The organism is Stenotrophomonas sp. Steno-C15 (assembly GCF_056393265.1).
This window is the reverse complement of the sequence record NZ_JBWJPF010000002.1, coordinates 202,334-222,562: the sequence shown is the minus strand read 5'-3', so window position 1 is coordinate 222,562 and position 20,229 is coordinate 202,334. Positions and strand designations below refer to the sequence as shown.

The 20,229-nt window shown below is 66.0% G+C and carries 21 protein-coding genes; 14 read left to right on the top strand and 7 right to left on the bottom strand.

All coding sequences use genetic code 11. The features are described from left to right. Nucleotides 1-2 precede the first annotated feature (2 nt). Nucleotides 3-3,311, top strand: a complete 3,309-nt coding sequence (locus AC06FB_RS03120; protein ID WP_478053385.1) for a phospholipase D-like domain-containing protein — start codon at nucleotides 3-5, stop codon at nucleotides 3,309-3,311. Then, complete coding sequence (locus tag AC06FB_RS03115; RefSeq protein ID WP_478053370.1) at nucleotides 3,308-4,864, top strand: hypothetical protein; 1,557 nt, start codon at nucleotides 3,308-3,310, stop codon at nucleotides 4,862-4,864. Before AC06FB_RS03120 ends, AC06FB_RS03115 begins: the two co-directional genes overlap by 4 nt. A 245-nt stretch (nucleotides 4,865-5,109) precedes the next feature. Here AC06FB_RS03115 and miaB read toward each other — a convergent pair whose 3' ends face one another. Further along, a complete protein-coding gene (gene miaB / locus AC06FB_RS03110; RefSeq protein WP_065176220.1) occupies nucleotides 5,110-6,531 on the bottom strand; it encodes a tRNA (N6-isopentenyl adenosine(37)-C2)-methylthiotransferase MiaB in 1,422 nt (473 codons plus the stop codon). Between the two features lie 133 nt (nucleotides 6,532-6,664). Next, nucleotides 6,665-7,285 (bottom strand): glutathione S-transferase family protein, encoded by a 621-nt coding sequence (locus AC06FB_RS03105; protein ID WP_065176221.1) that lies wholly within the window; start codon nucleotides 7,283-7,285, stop codon nucleotides 6,665-6,667. 81 nt (nucleotides 7,286-7,366) lie between these two features. Here AC06FB_RS03105 and AC06FB_RS03100 point away from each other — a divergent pair, with 81 nt between their 5' ends. The 7 genes from AC06FB_RS03100 (at nucleotide 7,367) to AC06FB_RS03070 (ending at nucleotide 13,418) form a co-directional block, all read left to right on the top strand. Beyond that, nucleotides 7,367-8,335: a helix-turn-helix transcriptional regulator gene (locus AC06FB_RS03100; RefSeq protein ID WP_253161718.1), complete on the top strand. Its 969-nt coding sequence runs from the start codon at nucleotides 7,367-7,369 to the stop codon at nucleotides 8,333-8,335. Between the two features lie 46 nt (nucleotides 8,336-8,381). Continuing rightward, nucleotides 8,382-9,299, top strand: a complete 918-nt coding sequence (locus tag AC06FB_RS03095) for a lytic transglycosylase domain-containing protein (RefSeq protein WP_197572116.1) — start codon at nucleotides 8,382-8,384, stop codon at nucleotides 9,297-9,299. Between the two features lie 189 nt (nucleotides 9,300-9,488). Continuing rightward, nucleotides 9,489-10,109, top strand: a complete 621-nt coding sequence (gene petA, locus AC06FB_RS03090; protein WP_053516597.1) for a ubiquinol-cytochrome c reductase iron-sulfur subunit — start codon at nucleotides 9,489-9,491, stop codon at nucleotides 10,107-10,109. After that, nucleotides 10,109-11,368, top strand: a complete 1,260-nt coding sequence (locus AC06FB_RS03085) for a cytochrome b (RefSeq protein ID WP_053516598.1) — start codon at nucleotides 10,109-10,111, stop codon at nucleotides 11,366-11,368. Before petA ends, AC06FB_RS03085 begins: the two co-directional genes overlap by 1 nt. Next, nucleotides 11,361-12,110: a cytochrome c1 gene (locus AC06FB_RS03080; RefSeq protein ID WP_053516600.1), complete on the top strand. Its 750-nt coding sequence runs from the start codon at nucleotides 11,361-11,363 to the stop codon at nucleotides 12,108-12,110. Before AC06FB_RS03085 ends, AC06FB_RS03080 begins: the two co-directional genes overlap by 8 nt. 134 nt (nucleotides 12,111-12,244) lie before the next feature. Continuing rightward, complete coding sequence (locus AC06FB_RS03075; RefSeq protein ID WP_053516601.1) at nucleotides 12,245-12,880, top strand: glutathione S-transferase N-terminal domain-containing protein; 636 nt, start codon at nucleotides 12,245-12,247, stop codon at nucleotides 12,878-12,880. 85 nt (nucleotides 12,881-12,965) lie between these two features. Beyond that, nucleotides 12,966-13,418: a ClpXP protease specificity-enhancing factor gene (locus tag AC06FB_RS03070; protein WP_053516602.1), complete on the top strand. Its 453-nt coding sequence runs from the start codon at nucleotides 12,966-12,968 to the stop codon at nucleotides 13,416-13,418. Between the two features lie 116 nt (nucleotides 13,419-13,534). On the opposite strand, the gene AC06FB_RS03065 is transcribed toward AC06FB_RS03070, so the two are convergent. The 4 genes from AC06FB_RS03065 to AC06FB_RS03050 all read right to left on the bottom strand — a co-directional run bounded on the left by AC06FB_RS03065 (nucleotide 13,535) and on the right by AC06FB_RS03050 (nucleotide 16,232). Beyond that, nucleotides 13,535-13,885, bottom strand: coding sequence for a DUF3301 domain-containing protein (locus AC06FB_RS03065; protein ID WP_053516603.1), 351 nt, complete (start codon nucleotides 13,883-13,885; stop codon nucleotides 13,535-13,537). A 68-nt stretch (nucleotides 13,886-13,953) separates the two neighbouring features. Continuing rightward, nucleotides 13,954-14,946, bottom strand: a complete 993-nt coding sequence (locus AC06FB_RS03060) for a DUF2272 domain-containing protein (RefSeq protein WP_478053369.1) — start codon at nucleotides 14,944-14,946, stop codon at nucleotides 13,954-13,956. A 168-nt stretch (nucleotides 14,947-15,114) separates the two neighbouring features. Beyond that, nucleotides 15,115-15,966: a carboxylating nicotinate-nucleotide diphosphorylase gene (nadC, locus tag AC06FB_RS03055; RefSeq protein WP_478053368.1), complete on the bottom strand. Its 852-nt coding sequence runs from the start codon at nucleotides 15,964-15,966 to the stop codon at nucleotides 15,115-15,117. Then, nucleotides 15,963-16,232, bottom strand: coding sequence for a Trm112 family protein (locus AC06FB_RS03050; RefSeq protein ID WP_005408847.1), 270 nt, complete (start codon nucleotides 16,230-16,232; stop codon nucleotides 15,963-15,965). Before AC06FB_RS03050 ends, nadC begins: the two co-directional genes overlap by 4 nt. 58 nt (nucleotides 16,233-16,290) lie before the next feature. On the opposite strand from AC06FB_RS03050, the gene purE reads away from it, so the two are divergent. The 3 genes from purE (at nucleotide 16,291) to AC06FB_RS03035 (ending at nucleotide 18,375) form a co-directional block, all read left to right on the top strand. Then, on the top strand, nucleotides 16,291-16,794 hold the full coding sequence (gene purE, locus AC06FB_RS03045; RefSeq protein ID WP_053516607.1) for a 5-(carboxyamino)imidazole ribonucleotide mutase: 504 nt from the start codon (nucleotides 16,291-16,293) through the stop codon (nucleotides 16,792-16,794). Next, entirely contained in the window at nucleotides 16,791-17,936 is a 1,146-nt protein-coding gene (locus AC06FB_RS03040) for a 5-(carboxyamino)imidazole ribonucleotide synthase (protein ID WP_368866066.1), read from the top strand. The genes purE and AC06FB_RS03040 overlap by 4 nt, the downstream gene beginning before the upstream one ends. Before the next feature lie 97 nt (nucleotides 17,937-18,033). Then, a complete protein-coding gene (locus AC06FB_RS03035; protein WP_053516609.1) occupies nucleotides 18,034-18,375 on the top strand; it encodes a carboxymuconolactone decarboxylase family protein in 342 nt (113 codons plus the stop codon). Between the two features lie 58 nt (nucleotides 18,376-18,433). Here the strand turns inward: AC06FB_RS03035 and AC06FB_RS03030 are convergent, their stop codons facing one another. Further along, nucleotides 18,434-19,012: a superoxide dismutase gene (locus tag AC06FB_RS03030; protein ID WP_478053367.1), complete on the bottom strand. Its 579-nt coding sequence runs from the start codon at nucleotides 19,010-19,012 to the stop codon at nucleotides 18,434-18,436. A 121-nt stretch (nucleotides 19,013-19,133) separates the two neighbouring features. On the opposite strand from AC06FB_RS03030, the gene grxD reads away from it, so the two are divergent. Together grxD and AC06FB_RS03020 are read left to right on the top strand one after the other, a co-directional pair. Then, nucleotides 19,134-19,454, top strand: coding sequence for a Grx4 family monothiol glutaredoxin (grxD, locus tag AC06FB_RS03025; RefSeq protein WP_053516610.1), 321 nt, complete (start codon nucleotides 19,134-19,136; stop codon nucleotides 19,452-19,454). After that, complete coding sequence (locus AC06FB_RS03020) at nucleotides 19,451-20,227, top strand: SDR family NAD(P)-dependent oxidoreductase (RefSeq protein ID WP_164152714.1); 777 nt, start codon at nucleotides 19,451-19,453, stop codon at nucleotides 20,225-20,227. Before grxD ends, AC06FB_RS03020 begins: the two co-directional genes overlap by 4 nt. Nucleotides 20,228-20,229 lie beyond the last annotated feature (2 nt).

Sequence of the window (20,229 nt, the reverse complement as noted above, 5' to 3'; positions counted from 1 at the left end):
TCATGGCAGACGCCAACGCATGGGGCAGGGTCGAGCGCGCCTCCCTCATCTGCAGGGATGGCCAGAAAGGCACGACCAGCGGCGACTACTACGCACCACCGGACCGTCAGTTCGCGCCGGTGCGGCACGGGAACCGCGTCGACGCGTTCACCGACGGGCGCTCGGCCATGAAGGCGATGGCCGATGCCATCCGCGGCGCGCAGAAATTCATCTTCATCGCCGACTGGCAGATGAACTTCGATACCGAGATGGACGCGCGCGGTGACGCGCACTCCGCGCGGCTGAGCGAGCTGCTGTTCGACGCTATCAACCAGCGCGGCGTGGATGTGCGGGTACTGCTCTACGACAGCGTGGAGGCGGCCGCCTACACCCACGAGAACGAGGTACGCACGGCGCTGTACAAGATGCAGGATGACAAGACGCCCGGGCAGATCCAGGTGGGCCTGCACAACCCGGCGACCGGCCGCGCTGATGCCTTCAACATCGCCTTCTCGCACCACCAGAAGATCCTGGTGGTAGACGGACGCATCGGCTTCGTCGGAGGACTCGACGTCGCCCATGGCCGTTGGGACGACGGCAACTTCGACGTGGTCGACGACCCGACGCTGCACGTGATCAATGACCATTACAACAACTGCCTGAGCAAGTATCGGAGCATGACGGATGATGAGACGGAGCTCACGCTGGACAAGCCCGATACCAGCCCGGATGCGGCAGGCCGCGTCCGTCCCGGCTTCGCACAGGCGTATGTGCCTGGCATGGCCATCGCACTGGACCAGATGAAGGCGCAGTGGGATGCCGGGGCCGCATTGGCGGAGCTGCAGGACTATGCAGACAAGCTGGGCGTACCCGACGCGCTTGAGCGCGAAGGCCTCAGGAAGATCGCCGAGTGGATCATCCCCGGCATGGAAGAGGGGATGGCGGTCAAGCGCACCGTCGCGCGCACGTTCCTGGCCATCCAGACGACACTGGAGGAGATCGGCAAGGAATATGCAGATGTCATTGCCGCGTCGAACCGTGCCGCCGACGAAGCCATCAAACTGAATCCGGTCCAGGCGGCTGCCGCAGCAGGGCGTGCGGTGGCAGGCTTCAGCGCCATCCAGGCGAAGAAGTTCGGCAGCTGGCTCGACCAGCAGAAGAACGACATCCGGGCGGCAGCGCTGCGGCCCTTCCAGACTGCAGAGAAAGCGGCGGGCTACCTGCTCGATCCGCGCAGCCTGCGCGCGGACATCGAAGGCCGACTCAGCGAAATAGAAGCAAAGATCGACAAGGCGAAGAAAGACTGGGAATCGCTGGTGCAGTGGATCAATACGCCGGTTGATCGCACCCAGCGGCTGCTCGACAGTGGCCGCCAGCCTCGCATGCCCTGGCAGGACGTGCACGCGCAGATCGCGGGCCCGGCCGTGTTCGATATCTGCAGCAACTTCATGCACCGCTGGAATGCCATGGTCTGGCAGAACCAGCGCGGCGACCGGACCATCGGCTCGCTGCTGCGCAAGGGGCTGAACACGGGCCTTCGCAAGACCAATGAATGGCTCGACACAGCGCTGCCCGAGCAGACCACCCTGGCGCGTGGCATGGAACTGACGCCATTGAGCGATCAGTGGCTGCAGTCCATGGGGGGCATGCAGGCGGTGTTCGGTAACCTGACGGTGCCGGGCACGGCGGGAAAGATCAGCGTGCAGATCGTGCGTTCCTCGGGCACCGCCCTGCATGCGCTGGAGAAGAAGGGGTGCAGGGAACTCGGCCTGAACCTGGACGACGCCAGCTGCCTGCAGCCGTACTGGGAGCGTGAGCAGCCGATGCACTCCATTCTCGACGCAATGGTCAACTGCATCGCATCGGCCAGTGCCTACATCTATCTGGAAACGCAGTTCCTCATTTCCGACTGTGGCTGGTCCGACGCGGATCCGGGCAGCGTGGTGGAAACCGCAGTGAAGGGCGGGGAGCGGCGGGATGCGACGGATGCCGAAAAGGCGAAGCTTGGTCACGTGGAACGCGGTGTGGCCATGAGCGGCCCGGTAGGCAGGGCCGACATCGTGCAGGATGTTGTGGAGCGCAGGCAGGGAGTGAAGTCGGCGGCCAGCAACCCGCTGGTGGCCGCCCTGGCCGCGCGCATCCGCCGTGCGATCCTGGCCCGGCAAGGCTTCCATGTGTACATCACCCTGCCGGTGCACCCGGAGGGCAGCCTGGCAGACGGTGCCGTGGTGAAGCAGCAGTACTGGGTGCAGCAGACCCTGCTGCGTGGTGACGACAGCCTGATCCGGCGCATCTGCCGATCATTGATCGCACGCGACAAGGACATCCGCGAGGCCAGCGTGGAGGAGGCCGACCTGCAGGCCGAGGTCAAGGCCGGGCGCTGGAAGGAATACCTGTCGGTGATGAATCTGCGCAGCTACGGCGTGCTGGCCGAAACGCGCAGAAGCGATCATCTGCCGCCGCACACGATCGGCTCCGAGCATGGCCCCTCCCTGTATGTGGTGACCGAGCAGTGCTATGTGCATTCCAAGCTGCTGATCGTTGATGACGCGGTGGCGATCATCGGCAGCGCGAACTGCAATGACCGCAGTCTGCTGGGGACGGGTGATACCGAGATCGCCGCGGTGATCGTTGATGGCGAGGCGAAGCGGATGGATCTGGGCAACGGCGTGCAGGTAATAACCCGAACGTTTGCTCGGGAGCTGCGGTTGAAGTTGTGGAGGAAGTTTCTGGGGCAGGAGCTCAAGACGATGCCTGAGAAGGGGGATGAGTACTTCGCCTTTTCCAAGTTGGCTGAGGACTACTACCCGTGGTTCAACAAGAACGTGCCAACCTTGACGGTGGACAGGCCCGCAAGTGCCGAGACGTGGAGAAGCATCAGGAATCTTGCCGATTCAAATTCCGCCGCTTATCAGCGTGTCTTCACCAATGTCCCCCGCGACTCGTTCCCTCGCTACGACTCCGTGCTTCATGGATTCCCCGCCGCAGGCCTGAGTGACAAAGGGCACGTCAAACGCATCCTGTACGCGCAGCCGGCGGACCTGCAACCAGAGTTCATGCTGGAGCCAAGCGTTGTAAGCAACTACGTGACCGGTGCGGTAGGTCGGCACGATGCAGAAAGGGCGACAAAGATGCTGAGAGGTAATGAAGAGCGCAAGGGAATTCAGGGCTTCTGGGTCACCATGCCGCTACTCTGGGGCAGCGGCATGGATGACCCTGCTGCCGCGATGCCGAACGAGATCATTGCAGTCGCGCCTGTTCAGAGGGATAGGTCAACTGAACTGGCTTACTCCAGTCGGCAGGTCCCCGGGGAACACGGAGAGCAGGTATGAGTGGGTATCAACTGTTGAGGGGATTCCTCGTTCTTGGTGGCCTGTGCGCCGTACAGACTGCGCTTGCCTATTGTGGTTCGTCAAACGAGAAGAATGCACCGATTTACGGCAATGAAGTAGTGCTCAAGTTCTCGCCGAGGGAGGTTGGCGAAGGGTCTGCAGTAGCCGCCAGTCTTGATCGTGCGAACGCGACGGCCCCCTTTGTGCGGATTGACATAAATCCACCGGTCAGTGAGCTACACAACAAGCCATTCAACTCGAGTGGTGGTTCGGTCTACTACCTGGAAAGAGGCGTTCAAGGGCAACGGATATGTCGTGCCGAGCAATGGAAGAGGCGAAAGTCAAAGTTGATTGAGGCACAGGCCCCTGAAAGCCTGCACCCTGCAGTCAGGCATGTGTATCCATATTTCGAGCTTTACAAGACGCAGGAGCTTGACTATGACGGGTCAGGTCAATTGACGTCGATTCATGCAACTGACGCGAAAGGGCATAGGGCGACAACCTTCTGTGCGCTCTATGATGGTGATGGTCGCATAGAAGTAGCGAATGAGAGCTCTGGGTTGATTGTCTCGGATAAGCCAGATTTTCAGTGTGCGCAGCTCCGCGATATGCCATCCCGCACTTCAACTCGATACTTCACTTATCGACCGGATGGATCGCGAGCTTCCGATGTAATCAAGGAAGCCACGCGTAAGCCAGGTGAGGACCCCAATCGCGAGGACACCGGCTTTGGAACCGAGGCCGCCGATGGTGCATGGACTGTGAGGGGCTTCGTCAATGTCGACGATGCTGAATTGGGGCGGGTCGCGGGTATTCGCTTCCATGGCAGTGAAAAGCGTGGGCTTCGTGGTGTTGAAAGTGAATCCTTCTCCATAGCGCCGTCGGACGCCACGGCTGTCTTTGCGCAACGCAGGCAAGAGCCCACTGATAAGCTGAAGTACAGGTTCCCTGGCGAACCTGTGCCACCAGAAATCGCCAAGGGGCTGTTCGAGGGAATCACCGACTACACCCGCGTCCGGGAATATCGCCATCGCTCGCATCGACGGATCTTCGAGGTCTTCGGACCGGGTGCCAAGCAGCCCCACGAACGCCAGTGGCGCACGCTGGATCTGAACCGCCAGGAGAACTACGACGCAAGCGGCAGGCTCACGCGGGTGATCCTGTTCGGCCCGGTTCCCGATAGTGGTGGCTACACCGAGAACCTGCGCGCATACGTAGAGAAGGGTGTGTTGAAGCTTACGCCGCTGACCAGCGGCTACAGCTCCTACCGCGTCTACGACTATGACGCAGCAGGCAACGAGACGCTCTCGTTCGTGTGCTGGCGCCATGAAGTCTCGACCAACAAGCCGTATGCCCATTTCCCCTGGTGGGAGCCCGATCCCCGTCCCAAGCGCAGTCGTGAAGCCGAACTGCAGTACGGCAGGACGCAGGTGGGCACACGCTGCGGGACGCCGGACGGCAGGATGATCATAGAGGGCATGGGACCGGTGAAGAAGCTGATGGAGACCCGGTACGGATTCGGGACGACGAAGCTGGGATTCCTGAGCGAGTAGCGCGGTGCGTCCTTCTGAGGCTCAGAGCAGACCCGCTAAGCGAAGGTTGCGGCCAGCAACGAGGCCCGGCGGGCTCGCCCCTGAGACCCACCGCTTTTCCACAATCACTGTGGAACGACGCGCAATCAACCTGTGGATAGGTGACGCAGAGCCTTCTGCACAGAGGGTATGCGTGGCGTGGTGAGAAAATCACCACGACTGCTGTGTGGGGGCAAGCCGTACATGGCTCCCCCCCGCCCCGGCGATCAGCCTTCCGTCACCACCCGCCCGCGCAGCGAATTGGTCAATGCCTCGGTGATCACCACATCCACGAACTGACCGATCAGGCGTGCCGGCGCCGGGAAGTTCACCGAGCGCATGTTCTCGGTCTTGCCGGTCAGCTCATTCGGGTTCTTCCGCGATGGGCCTTCCACCAGCACCGTCTGCACGGTGCCGACCATCTTCGCGGAAATGCCGGCGGCGTGCGCGTTGATTCGTTCCTGCAGGCGCGACAGCCGCGCATGCTTCTCGGCATCGCTGAGCGTGTCTTCCAGGTCGGCGGCCGGAGTGCCCGGGCGTCGCGAATAGATGAAGGAGAAGCTGTGGTCGAAGCCGATGTCCTCGATCAGCTTCATGGTCTTCTCGAAGTCCGCCTCGGTCTCGCCAGGGAAGCCGACGATGAAGTCCGAACTGATCGAGATGTCCGGGCGCACCGCGCGCAGCTTGCGGATCTTCGACTTGAACTCCAGCGCGGTGTAGCCTCGCTTCATCGCCGACAGGACGCGGTCGCTGCCGGCCTGCACCGGCAGATGCAGGAAGTTGGCCAGCTGCGGCACATCGCGGAACGCGTCCACCAGCGAGTCGCTGAACTCCAGCGGGTGTGAGGTGGTGAAGCGGATGCGGCCGACGCCATCGATCTCGGCGATGGTGCGGATCAACAGGCCCAGATCGGCGAACTCGCCATCGCCATACGGGCCACGGTAGGCGTTGACGTTCTGGCCGAGCAGGTTGATCTCGCGTACGCCCTGCGCGGCCAGCTGTGCCACTTCCACCACCACGTCCTCGAATGGACGGCTGACTTCGGTGCCGCGGGTGTAGGGCACCACGCAGAACGAGCAGTACTTCGAGCAGCCTTCCATGATCGACACGAACGCCGACGCGCCTTCAGCGCGCGGTTCCGGCAGGCGGTCGAACTTCTCGATTTCCGGAAAGCTGATGTCCACCTGCGGTCGCTTCTGCTCGCGACGCGCACGGATCAGCTCCGGCAACCGGTGCAGGGTCTGCGGGCCGAACACCAGGTCCACGAACGGCGCGCGCTTGATGATGGCCTCGCCCTCCTGCGAAGCGACGCAGCCACCGACGCCGATGATGACCTCGCGGCCCTGGTTCTTCAGCCCCTTCCAGACGCCGAGCTGGCTGAACACCTTCTCCTGCGCCTTCTCGCGGATGGAACAGGTGTTGACCAGGATGACGTCGGCATCCTCCGGGGTGTCGGTCAGCACCAGGCCGTCGCTGGCGGCGAGCACGTCGGCCATCTTGGCCGAGTCGTACTCGTTCATCTGGCAACCGTGGGTCTTGATGTACAGCTTGCCCTTGATCTGCTCCGGCGTGCGCGGAGCGGAGGGCAGGGCAACGAGCGGGGTGCCGCCCGGCGTGGCGGGCGGAAAGACGTCTGGCGTCCCGGTCATGGCGCTTAATCCATTCGGGTGGCGGGAAAGCGGGCAATTCTACCCGCATCCTGCGCCTCCCGCCGCGGTGCACGCTCATGGGGCACGGCCCCTGCCGCGCCCGGTAGCGCCGGGCCGTGCCCGGCGGGCGCCCTTACGCCGCGATCAGCTCCGCGTCGATCTGCCGCGACCGGTCGAAGGCCGTCAGTGCGCCCATCCGGGCGATGTAGTCCGCCGTGGCGGGGGCGGGCTGCACCAGCCCGAAGTCGGTGGTCCATTTCAGGGCATTGCCCCACAGCACGTCGGCGGCGCTCATTTCCTCACCCAGCAGGTAAGGCCCCTGCGCCAGCTGCGCCTCAATCACCTGCAGGACGGTTTCGGCGTCGTTGTAGGGCGACATCGACTGCGGGGGCGGGTCGCGGCGCATCGCGCGGTCGATCATCGCCGGCTCGAAACAGGCGCCGTAGAACGCCATCCAGCGCAGGTAGGGGCCGCGCAGCGGCGAGCCGATCGGCGGCGCCAGGCCGGCTTCGGGGTAGAGATCGGCCAGGTACAGGTAGATCGCCACCTGCTCGGTCACCAGCGCGCCCTCATGGAGGATCGCCGGCACTTTGCCCATCGGGTTGATGGCCAGGTAGGCCGGGGCCAGGTTGGCGCCGGCTTTCAGGTCCAGCACATGCAGGCGGTAGTCGGCACCCAGGGCTTCAAGCAGGGCCACGGCGCCGCTCGAGCGTGAACGGGCAGCGTGATAGAGGGTGATCTGGCGGGACGTCATGGCAGTGCTCCTTGCAGCAGAGGGGTGAACTGGGGCCCATGCTGGGGCACTATTGCGGACGACTTCTGTCCTCGATCTCTCATGCGCCATACTGCTCATCGCCTGCTCCGCCTGATCGCCCTGCTGCAGGCCCGCCGACAGTGGTCGGGGGCTGAACTGGCCGAGCGCATGGGGGTGGACCGGCGCAGCATCCGCCGCGACATCGAGCGCCTTCGTGAGCTGGGCTATCCGGTCAGGGCATCGGCCGGGGTAGGGGGCGGCTATCAGCTGGGGGCGGGCGCACCGGTACTGCCGATGCTGCTGGACGAAGAGGAGGCGACGACCCTGGCCATCGCCCTGCGTGCGGCCTCGGCCACGGTGGCCGGCATCGACGAGACAGCGCGCGGTCTGCTGTCCAAGCTCGACCCACTGGTGCCGACCCGCCGCCGCCAGCAGGCTGGCGAGGTGCACGCCGCCACCGCGACGCTGTCGGATCTGCCTTCCACCGATGCACGTCTGCTGGGGCGCCTGGCCCAGCATTGCCGCCAGGCAACCCGGCTGGCCTTCGAGTACCGCAGCGCGCAGGACGCGGTGACCCAGCGCGAGGTCGAGGCCCAGCATCTGGTCAACTACGGACGTCGCTGGTACCTGCTGGCCTGGGATCTGGGCCGCCAGGACTGGCGCACGTTGCGGGTGGACCGGATGGGCGCGGTGCGCGCGCTGGCCGAGCCCGGCCTGCATCGGCGCACGCCCGCACCACCCGATGTGATGGTGCGGCAGGCGGTCAGCCAGGCGCCGTTCGCACTGCAGGCGGTGCTGCGCCTGGCCGGCAGCCACACCGAACTGGAAGGTCGCATTCCCCCCTGGTGTGGCGTGCTCGAAGCCGATGGTGCCGATCACTGCCTGCTGCGCATGGGCGCGGAAAGCCGCGGCATGATGCTGGCGCAGATTCTCAGCCTCGACCGGGTGCCGCTGGAGCTGTGGACCACGCCGCCGGCGCTGCGCCAGGAACTGGCGCAGCGCCTGGGCGGGCTGGCGCAGCTGCTGGCTGTGCCTGACGTCACAGGCTGAGCCGCACGGCTTGGCAACGCGGGGCGAAGCTGGGACACTCGCGGCCATGAAGGGGAGACTGGGGACAACGGCGATCATCATCGCTGCGCTGACCGCTGCGCCGGCCAGCGCCGGCACCCTGTACAAGTGCCAGGGGGCAGACGGGGTCACCAGCTATGTGAGCAAGCGTGTGGCCGGTGCCCAATGCAGCACCATCAGCTACAGCCGGGAGGCCGCCCGCCCGGCCCGCCCGGCAGCGACTGTTGCCAGGCCTGTGCCGGCCACCGTGGCCAGCATCGAGCGCAATCCGGTGGCGGTGGCCGCCAGTGCAGCCGTGCCTGTGCCAGCTGCACCGGTACCTGCTTCGACTCCGGCAGTTGCTGCCGGCACGCCCCGCACCGGGCGCATGGTCAGTGGCCAGGTCTATTCCTATATGAAGGATGGGGTGCGCCACTACACCAGTGCGCGGCCCAGCCAGGTTGCCCACCTGGGGCCGGTGCGCACCATCCGCTACAGCTTCATGGAGCGCTGCTACGCCTGTGGGGCCAACCCGCGCGTGGACTTCGGCACCGTGCGTCTGAACACGACAGCCTTCCAGACCGAGATCGCTTCGGCCGCGCGCGAGTTCGGCGTGGAGGAGGCGGTGGTCCGGGCGATCATCCATGCCGAGTCGGCCTACAATCCGACCGCACTCAGCCGCGCCGGTGCGCAGGGCCTGATGCAGCTGATGCCGCCGACTGCCGCGCGCTTCGGGGTCAGTGATTCCTACGATGCGGGCCAGAACATCCGTGGCGGTGTGCAGTACCTGTCGTGGCTGCTGAAGCGATTCAACGGCAACCTCACTCTGGCCGCCGCCGGTTACAACGCCGGGGAAGGTGCGGTCGACCGCCACGGTGGCGTGCCCCCTTACAGCGAAACCCAGTACTACGTGCGTCGGGTGGGCCAGCTGGCCGAGCGTTACCGCAGTGCCTTGAGTCACCAGTAGTCCGGCCGGTGCCGGTGCCGACTGACGGCCCATCGCCGGCTGCCGGTCGGCACACGGTGCAAAGAGTTGTTGCAATGCGTTGTGTGGCGCGTAACGGTTCCGCTACACTCGCCCATGATTCAATGCGGCTCTGGCCCCCACCAGACCGCTGGCAGCCTTAAAGCTACCTAATCAATATCGGAGTGCCGGATGGCCAACGATGGGGTACACGATCCAGTCAATACCGGACGTCGGCGTTTTCTTACTGCCACCACAGCCGTGGTTGGCGCCGTCGGCGTCGGATTCACCGCAGTTCCTTTCATCAAATCGTGGAACCCCAGTGCCCGCGCGAAGCTCGCGGGAGCACCGGTGGTGGCCGATATCAGTGCCCTGCAGGAAGGCCAGCGCCTGATCGTGGAATGGCGCGGCCAGCCCATCTGGATCGTCAAACGGTCCAAGGCGATCCTCGACGCGCTGCATGGGCTCGACGACCGCCTCAAGGACCCGGAGTCCGGCGAGAAGGACCAGCAGCCCGCCTACGTGCTCAAGCAGAATCCCGAGCTGCGCTCGATCAAGCCCGATGTGTCGGTGCTGGTCGGCCTGTGCACGCATCTGGGCTGCTCGCCGGAGATGGTGGCCGAGATCCGCCCCGAACCGTATGACCCGCAGTGGAAGGGCGGCTACTTCTGCCCCTGCCACAAGTCGCGCTTCGACATGTCCGGCCGCGTCTTCAAGGACGTGCCGGCGCCGATCAACCTGCTGGTGCCACCGCACCACTACCAGGACGACAACACGCTCATCATCGGTGTCGATCCGGAGGGGGCAGCCTGATGGCCAATATCCTGAGCCGTACCGCGACAGGCGTCGCCGACTGGGTCAACGCCCGCGCGCCGGGGCTGATGCCGATCTACCGCAAGCACGTCAGCGAGTACTACGCGCCGAAGAACTTCAACATCTGGTACTACTTCGGTTCACTGGCGCTGCTGGTGCTGGTCAACCAGATCGTCACCGGCATCTTCCTGACGATGCACTACAAGACCAGCGCGGCGGAGGCCTTCGGCTCCATCGAATACATCATGCGTGATGTCGAGTGGGGCTGGCTGATCCGTTACATGCACTCCACCGGTGCATCGCTGTTCTTCATCGTGGTCTACCTGCACATGTTCCGCGGGCTGCTGTATGGCAGTTATCAGAAACCGCGCGAGCTGGTGTGGATCCTGGGCATGCTGATCTACCTGGTGCTGATGGCCGAGGCCTTCATGGGCTACGTGCTGCCGTGGGGCCAGATGTCGTTCTGGGGCGCCAAGGTGATCATCTCGCTGTTCGGCGCGATTCCGGTGATCGGCAATGGCCTGACCGAGTGGATCATGGGCGATTACCTGCCCAGCGATGCCACGCTCAACCGCTTCTTCGCACTGCACGTGATCGCACTGCCTCTGGTGCTGCTGCTGCTGGTGGTGCTGCACCTGGGCGCGCTGCATGAAGTGGGGTCCAACAACCCGGATGGCGTGGAGATCAAGAAGGGGCCCAAGGGCAACCGCTGGTCGCCCAATGCACCGGCCGATGGCATTCCCTTCCATCCTTACTACACGCTCAAGGATGGCGTCGGCGCCGGCTTCCTGCTGATCATCGCCGCCTTCATCATCTTCTTCGCCCCCGGCTTTGGTGGCCTGTTCCTGGAGCACGACAACTTCACCGAGGCCAACCGGCTGGTGACCCCGGAACACATCAAACCGGTGTGGTACTACACCCCGTACTACGCGATGCTGCGCGTGGTGCCGAACAAGCTCGGTGGCGTGCTGGTGATGTTCTCGGCGATCGCCATCCTGTTCCTGGTGCCCTGGCTGGACAAGGCGCGGGTGAAGTCGGTGCGCTACCGCGGCTGGATCTCGAAGGTGATGCTGGGCATGCTGGCCGTGTGCTTCGTGTGGCTGGGCGTGATCGGTTCCGGTCCGGGTACGGACGTGCACGAGACCTACATCGGGCGGGTGCTGACCTTCCTGTACTTCGCGTTCTTCATCACCATGCCGCTATGGACAAGGCTGGACAAGACCAAGCCGGTACCGGAGAGGGTGACCACGCATGACTGAGCGCTGGATGGTCCGGCTGGCCCTCGCGGCCGCCCTGATGCTGGGCAGTTTCCTGGCCACCGCTGCCGAAGGCGGCACCAAGCTGCTGCAGGCCGGCAATGACCTCGGTGACCGCGCATCGCTGCAGCGCGGCGCGCAGCTGTACATGAACTACTGCTCCAGCTGCCACGCGCTGAAGTACCTGCGCTACTCGCGGATGGCGCAGGACCTGGGGCTGACCGAGGAAGAGGTGATGAACAACCTCAACTTCACCGGTGCGGCAATCGGCGATCCGGTGCCGGTGGCGATGCCCAAGGAGCAGGCCGAGAAGTGGTTCGGCAAGATGCCGCCGGACCTGAGCCTGATCTCGCGTGTGCGGGGCAGCGACTGGGTCTACACCTACCTCAAGTCGTTCTATCTCGACAGCAGCCGCCCGCTGGGCTGGAACAACGCGTTGTTCGCCAACGCCTCCATGCCCAACCCGCTCTGGGAAATGCAGGGCCTGCAGCATGCCGTGCACGGCAAGGCCGAAGGGCCAGGCATGGACCCGCCGGTGACCGGGCTGCGCATCGACAGCCCCGGCTCGGTTGATGCCGGCCAGTACGACCAGGCCGTGCGGGACATCACCAACTTCCTCGAATACGCCGGCGAACCGGCTGCGCTCAAGCGGCAGCAGCTGGGCGTGTGGGTGATCCTGTTCCTGGCCCTGTTGACCTTCCTGGTGTACCTGCTGAAGAAGGAATACTGGAAGGACGTTCACTGATTCTGCCGCCGGCCGTTGGCTGGGCCTATTGGCTTTTGTGATGGTCGGTTGCACACTCGGGGAGAAGTCGACCGCCGGCACGGTGCTGGCGGCGCCGATGCGGCAGGCGGTCTCCTGTCGTAGGAGAGCCTTTGATGGCGGCGAGCGTACGCATGCGCAATACACTGACGCTGTTTTCCTCGAACGACGATGTACTGTGCCACCGTGTGCGCCTGGTCCTTGCGGCCAAGGGTGTGACGTTCGATTTCGTTGCGGTCGATCCGCAGAATCCGCCCGAAGACCTGATCGACCTCAATCCGTACCATTCGGTGCCGACCCTGGTCGAGCGCGAACTGGTGCTGTACGCCGCTTCGGTGGTGAGCGAATACCTTGACGAGCGCTATCCGCATCCGCCGCTGATGCCGGTCGATCCGCTGTCACGTGCACGCATCCGCCTGGCGATGCTGCGCATCGAGCACGACTGGGTGCCGCAGGTGCAGGCCATCCAGCTGGGCAACAAGACCCAGGCCGAGGCCGGGCGCAAGCGCCTGAAAGAGTTGCTGACCGCGTCGCTGCCGCTGTTCAAGGCCAGCAAGTTCTTCCTGAACCCGGAAATGAGCCTGGCCGACTGCGCGATGGCGCCGATCATCTGGCGCCTGCAGTCACTGGATGTGCCGTTGCCGAAGGACGGCAAGGCCATCGAGGATTACGGCAACCGCATCTTCCGCCACCCGGGGTTCGTGCGCAGCCTGACCGAGCAGGAAAAGAAGCTGCGCGACCTGCCCGTCTGAGCCGGCCGCTGCTTTCCCGTCTGCACGCCGACCGGCGTGCAGGCGATCCGCCCCGGTCGGGGCGTCGGGCGCGTACACTTCACGCATGACCGAAGACTTCTTCCACATGACCAGCCACCGCCCGTACCTGCTGCGGGCACTGGTGGAATGGATCAATGACAACCAGCTGACCCCGCACATCCTGGTCGACGCCGGCGTCCCCGGCGTGCAGGTGCCGCCTTCGGCGGTCAAGGATGGCAGAGTGGTGCTCAACATCGCCGAACGCGCGGTAGTGCGCCTGATGATCGACAACGAGATGGTGAGCTTCTCGGCGCGCTTCTCCGGTACCAGCTACCCGGTGCAGGTGCCGATCAGCGCCGTGCTGGCCGTCTACGCCCGCGAGACCGGGCAGGGCATGGCACTGCCGGATGACATTCCGGGCAGCGAACCGGCGTCGACCGGCGACGAAGTGCTGCATGACGACGACACGCCGCCGGAGGATACGCCGCCGGCAGGACCGCCGCCGAAGGGCCGGCCGAACCTGCGCGTGGTCAAGTAACAGGAGCATCCAGCGCAACTTTGCGCCTTGCCGTTCTACAGACCTGGTCGCCGGGCATGGCCCGGCGCTACCGATCCCGGATCAGGAAGATCCACGCCACGCGTGGATGTCCGGGATCAGACATCCTCGGCATCGTCCACATCCGGCCGGATCTGGCTGATCCGCGCCGCGCCCGGGCCGGTGAACGACACCAGCTGATCGCCGCGCAGCACCATCCGGCCCACATGGCGATCGATGCCATCGTAGGAATACTCGAATTTGAAGGTGCGCTCGAAACCGAGCCGGCCATCCTCGCCGCGCGACAGGCGCAGGCCGGTGGCATGCACCGCCTGGTCCAGCCACTGCACATTGGCGGCGCGGCAGGCGTTGCGTCCCAGCTCGACCGCGCGCTCGGCGGCGGAGCGGGCAGCGTTCCAGAAGAAGTAGACGATGGCGCCGGCAATCAGCAACAGCAGCAGGGTGGGCATGGTTCCAGGGCGTCAGGTGTCGATGCGGCAAAGATGGCGGCGAATGCCTGCTGGATCAAGCAGAAGATTCAGTTCATCCGCTGCGGATCACCGGAAGCCGGCTGCACTGCGGGCGCTGTGGTCATCGGTGGCTTTGCCGGTGGCGTTGCCGGTGCCGGTGCGATCAACGGCGCGGTCGCAGTCAGCTGCAGCAGTGCGGCCCAATCCTGGCGGTTGAAACTGCATTCGTCCTCGCGCCCGGGCGTGCAGCTGGGCTCGATGCCGGTGCTGTCGCGTTCGCGGGCCGCAGGCAACTGGATCAGTCCGGTCCGATCCAGCGGCAGCAGCCGCATCGCCACGGTGTTCATGACGTTGCCGCCTACCAGGTACAAGGTCTGGTCACCGCCGAGATTGGCCGCGACCACCACTTCGCAGTGCGACTTCCAATGGCCGACCGAGCCATTGCCAAGCGCCTGTACCAGTCCGCTGTAGCTGAGCGTGGTGCTGCGGTCGCGCAGGAAGCACAGAAGATCGCCGGGGGCCGGCTTTGCCGTGGCTGGATCGGCCAGCCGGTAAGGCACGCCGGAAGGGCCACCCTGGTAGGCAGCACGGATGTAGTCGATGTGGCGCGGCGAGGTGTTGAAGCCGGGGACACCGGCACGCACCATCACCCAGGAAATGAAGGCAGCCGACCAAGGATTGTCGATCAGGAAGGCACGGCAGTCGCTGTCGGTATAGCGCGAGCCCAGTGGTGCGGCACAACTGCTGGCACCGGCGATGCTGCCCATGGCGTTGAGCGTCCCGCTGTCACGCCAGTAGTGGGAGACGCGCTGCCAGGCAATCAGGCCGTTGTCGGCCAGATGCTCGTTCTCGGCTTCCGTGACGCTGAGGCTGGCGGCGCGGCCATCGCGGTCGATGAAGGGGCGGAACCACAGCCGATGCTCGTTGCATGCCGCGTTGCGGATGGCAATGGCCAAGGGGCTCAGGCCGAAGCGCGGCGGGACATCACAGGCCTCGGCCGCTGCGGCGGACAAGGGCATTGACGCGAGCAGCAGACAGGCAGGCAACAGCATCCGGCGCATGCGCGGCTCCAGTGGGGGATGCGCGCAGCGTCGCAGCGCCGTCGTGAACGCCGGGTGGATCCGTCAATGTCGGCCGGGCATGGCCCGGCGCTCCCCAGTGCATGACGCCTCCGGTAGCGCCGGGCCACGCCCGGCGGGCAACGCGGTTGCGTCAGGCGTTACCGGGCCTCAACCCGGCGGTGGGCCCAGCTTCAGTGACAGATCGATGGCCTGTACATGCTTGGTCAGGCCGCCGATGGAGATGCAGTCCACGCCGTCCTCCGCGATCGAGCGCAGGCCGCCAAGGCCGACGCTGCCCGACACCTCCAGCGGAATGCGGCCGGCGGTGATGCGTACGGCTTCACGGCGCAGGTCGGGGCTGAAATCATCCAGCAGGATGCGCTCGCAGCCGGACTCCAGCGCCTGGCGCAGCTGGGTCAGGTCTTCGACCTCGACCACCAGCGGCAACCGTGGCCATTGCCGACGCGCGGCCGCCACCGCAGCGGCCAGCGAACCGGCGGCACGGATGTGGTTCTCTTTCAGCATCACCGTGTCGTACAGGCCGAAACGATGGTTTTCCCCGCCTCCGCAGCGCACTGCGTATTTCTGTGCAAGGCGCAGGCCGGGCAGGCTCTTGCGGGTGTCGAGAATGCGCGTGCCGGTGCCTGCCACGGCGGCCACGTAGCGCGCCGTGGTGGTAGCGGTGCCGGACAGGGTCTGCAGGAAGTTCAGCGACGTGCGCTCGGCGCTGACCAGGCTGCGGCTGCGTCCGTGCAGCAGCGCAAGTACCGTACCGGCAGTGACGGACTCGCCTTCGGCGATGCGCCATTCGATGCGCACGTCCGGGTCGAGCGCGCGGTGGGTGGCATCGAACCACGGCCGGCCGGCAATCACCGCATCCTGTTTGCACAGCAGGTAGGCGCTGTCAGCCTGGTCGGGCAGCAGGGCGGCGGTGACGTCGCCGCTGCCCAGATCCTCCGCCAGCGCGCGGGCGACATCGGCGGCGACGACGGCCGCATCCGGCGTCGGCAGCATGCTCATGCGGCCGGGAAGTCAGCGATCTGCGCGGTTGGAATGGCCTCCTCGGCCAGCAGCACCGGGATGCCGTCGTCGACCCGGAACACCTGCTTGCGGTCACGGGTGACCAGGGCCTCGCGCAGCGGCTGTGCCAGCGGGTTGCCGTCGGCCTTGTTCACCGCGCCGGCGGAAATCGCCTTGTTGAGGGCTTCCAGGCCCTTGCCATCCAGCAGGGACAGGGGCTGGCGGGTGTCCGGCGACACCAGCAGGTCGAGCAGCTTGCGATCCATGGTTCTTCGTCTTGCGTGGAAGACGGCTAGAATACGTCTTTAAGGCAGGTGACGGCCAATGACCCCCAATCCGAACGCGCCGCTCGTCGGCATCGTCATGGGTTCCCGCTCCGACTGGGAAACCATGCAGCACGCCGCCCAGAAGCTTGAGGCCCTGGGTGTTCCGTTTGAAGTGAAGGTGGTGTCCGCCCATCGGACGCCGGATGTGTTGTTCAGCTATGCCGAACAGGCGGGTGGACGTGGCCTGCGCGCGATCATCGCCGGCGCCGGCGGTGCCGCGCATCTGCCGGGCATGATCGCGGCCAAGACCGCGGTTCCAGTGCTGGGCGTGCCGGTGCAGTCCAAGGCGCTCAATGGCATGGACTCGCTGCTGTCGATCGTGCAGATGCCGGCCGGCATTCCGGTGGCTACCTTCGCCATCGGAAATGCGGGTGCCTCCAACGCCGCGCTGTTCGCCGCCGCGATGCTGGCCAGCGACCAGCCGGCCATCGGCCAGGCGCTGGATGCCTTCCGCACGCGCCAGACCGAAGATGTGATGGCCCACGACGACCCGCGCCAATGAACCTGACTGTCGGCATCCTCGGCGGCGGCCAGCTGGCCCGCATGATGGTCCTGGCCGGTGCGCCGCTGGGACTGCGCTTCGAACTGTACGATCCGGCGGCGGACGCCTGCAGCGGGCCGCTGGCACCGCTCACCGTCGGTGCCTTCGATGACCGCCAGGCGCTGGCGGACTTCGCCGCCAAAGTCGATGTAGTGACGTTCGACTTCGAGAATGTGCCCGCGGACAGTGCGCAGTGGCTGGCCGAGCGGGTGCCGGTGTATCCGCCGCCCGCAGCGCTGGCTGTAGCGCAGGACCGCCTGAGCGAGAAGACGCTGTTCCAGCAGTTGGGCATTCCGCTGCCGCCGTTCGCCGATATCCGCAGCCGCGAGGAGCTCGCCGCGAAGGCGGCCGCGTTCGGCCTGCCGTGCATCCTCAAGACCCGGCGCTTCGGCTACGACGGCAAGGGCCAGTTCCGGTTGCGCAGCGAAGCCGACATCGACGCTGCCTGGCAGGCCCTGGGCGCCCAGGTCGAGCACACCGGGCTGATCCTGGAGGGCTTCGTGGCTTTCCAGCGCGAGGTCAGCGTGGTGGCCGTGCGCGGCCGTGACGGCGGTTTCCAGGCCTGGCCGGTGACCGGCAACTGGCATGTGGATGGCGTGCTTTCGGCCAGTGTGGCGCCTGCTGTGCTGTCGGCCGCCGAACAGGATGCCGCCATCGGCTATGCCCGACGGCTGGCCGAGCATCTGCAGTACGTGGGCGTGTTCGCTCTGGAGCTGTTCTGCCGCGACGGCGAACTGCTGGCCAACGAGATGGCGCCGCGCGTGCACAACTCCGGCCATTGGACCATCGAAGGCAGCGAGACCTCGCAGTTCGAGAATCATCTTCGCGCCGTGCTGGGCCTGCCGCTGGGCAGTACCCGCATGCTCGGCCACGCCTGCATGCTCAACTGGCTGGGCGAGATGCCGGACCCGGCGCCGGTGCTGGCCCAGGCCAGCGGCCACTGGCACGATTATGGAAAGCGGCCCCGCGAAGGCCGCAAGGTGGGCCACGCCACGCTGCGCGACGACCAGGCCGGCGCACTGGCCACGGCGCTGGAACAGGTGGGCGAGGCACTGGGGCGCCAGCTGCAGGTCGCACCGGCGGTGCGGGCACTGCGCGGTTGACCGCGACGCGGAAGCGCAACGCTGTGACGCGCCGATGCACGCATCGGCGCATCAACCAGGGTGATAGCGTAAGGCTCCTTTCCCCGGAGTCATCGTCATGCTCGACTGGAACGAATACCGCAAGGAACTGAAGGGCCGTATCGGCGAGATCGGCAAGCTCTCGCCGGATACCATCAAGGGTTACGCCACTCTGGCCAATGCCGGTGCCCAGACCCACCATCTCGATGCAAAAACCCGCGAACTGATCGCGCTGGCGGTCGCCGTGACCACCCGTTGCGACGGCTGCATCACGGTGCACGTCGATGCCGCGCTCAAGCAGGGCGCCAGCCGCGAGGAGATCGCCGAGGCGCTCGGGGTGGCGGTTTCGCTCAACGCCGGCGCGGCACTGGTGTACTCGGCCCGGGTCATGGATGCGGTGGCGGCGCACGAGAGCGCGTGATGCCCGCCGTGTCGCCAGGCATGGCCCGGTGCTGCCGGGCCACGCCCGGCGGATGCTCTCAGCGCAGCCGGCTCTCGGCGAATTCCCAGTTGGCCAGCTGCCAGAACGCCTCCAGGTAGCGTGCACGGTCATTCTGGTAGTCGGTGTAGTACGCGTGTTCCCACACGTCACAGCACAGCAGCGGCGCGCTGTCGCCGGTCAGCGGGGTGCCGGCGTTGCGGGTGGCCTGGATGCCAAGCTGGCCGCCCGGATGCTGCACCAGCCACACCCAGCCGGAGCCGAACAGGCCCAGCGCGGTGCGGTTGAACTCCTCGCGCAGGCGCTGCACGTCGCCGAACTGGCGCTTGACCAGTTCGCCCAGCCGTCCCTGTGGCTCACCGCCGCCGCGCGGGCGCAGGCACTGCCAATAGAAGCCGTGGTTCCAGGCCTGGGCCGCGGCGTCGAACAGGGCGCCCTGGGCATGGCAGACGATCTCCTCCAGCGAGGCCTCTTCCCATTCGGTGCCGCGGATCCCGGCATTGACCGCATCGACGTAGGCACGATGGTGCGCGCCGTGATGCAGTTCCACGGTCTGCGCGGAAAGATGGGGCTGCAGGGAGCCGGACAGGTAGGGCAGGGCAGGCAGTTCGACGGGCATGGACAGGTTCGTGGACAGAGGGGCGGCGGCAGCCGGTTCCATCCGCTTACAATGGCGGCTACCTTGGGCAGTCTAGCCGACCATCGCGGTCGGTTTGTCCGGCGAAGCAAGGAGTGTGGTTGTGGCGGTAATGCAGCAAATCCAGGCCGAGGTCGATCGTTACCCGCTCGTGCTGTTCATGAAGGGCACCCCGCAATACCCGACGTGCGGCTTCTCCAGCCGCGCCGTACAGGCGCTGATGGCTGCCGGCGCCGTCTCCCTGCGCACCGTCAATGTGCTGGAGGAGCCGGAAATCCGCGCGAACCTGCCGCGTTTCTCCAACCTGCCGACGTTTCCGCAGTTGTTCATCAACGGGGAGTTGATCGGCGGCTGCGACATCATCATGGAGCTGTTCGAATCCGGCGAGCTCAAGCGCATCGTCGAAGAGGCGACCCTGGGATGAGTGCGCCGCCATCGACGTCACCGACCAACGGGGCGCTCGATGGCCGCCCGTTGCAGGACCGCGTGGTGCTTGTGGCCGGTGCCGGTGGTGGCCTCGGAAGTGCCGCCGCAGTGGCCGCCGCCAGCGCAGGCGCGACCGTGGTCCTGCTGGGGCGCAAGCCGCGCCGGCTGGACCGGGTCTACGCCCAGGTGCAGGCAGCCGGTCCCGAGCCCCTGCTGTATCCGCTGGATCTGGAAGGGGCCGGTCCCGATGACTACGCCGACCTCGCCCAGGCGCTGCAGACGGAGCTGGGGCGACTGGACGGGCTACTTGTCTGCGCCGCCCACTTTCCGGGCTTGACCCCGTTCGAACTGGCCGACCCGGCAAGTTTCGCCCGCGCCGTCCACGTCACCCTGACCGCACCCGCCTGGCTGGCGCAGGCCTGCCTGCCGCTGCTGCGCCAGCGCGAGGATGCGGCGCTGGTGTTCACGGTCGATGACCCGGAACGGGTGGGGCAGGCCTACTGGGGAGGCTATGGCGCCGCCCAGCATGGCCTGCGCGGCCTGATCGCCAGCCTGCATGATGAGCTGGGCCGCAGTCCGGTCCGGGTCAGCGGCCTGTACCCGGGGCCCCTGCGCACGGCCCTGCGCGCCCGCGCCTACTCGATCGACCAGGACCCGGCTGCGCAGGGGCCCGAGGCCGCCGCGGCCGCGGCCGTGACCCTGCTGTCCAGTGCCGGCTCGGCCTGGCGGGGGCAGATCCTGGACGCAGGCAGCGCTCGCCCGGCAGGGTGAAG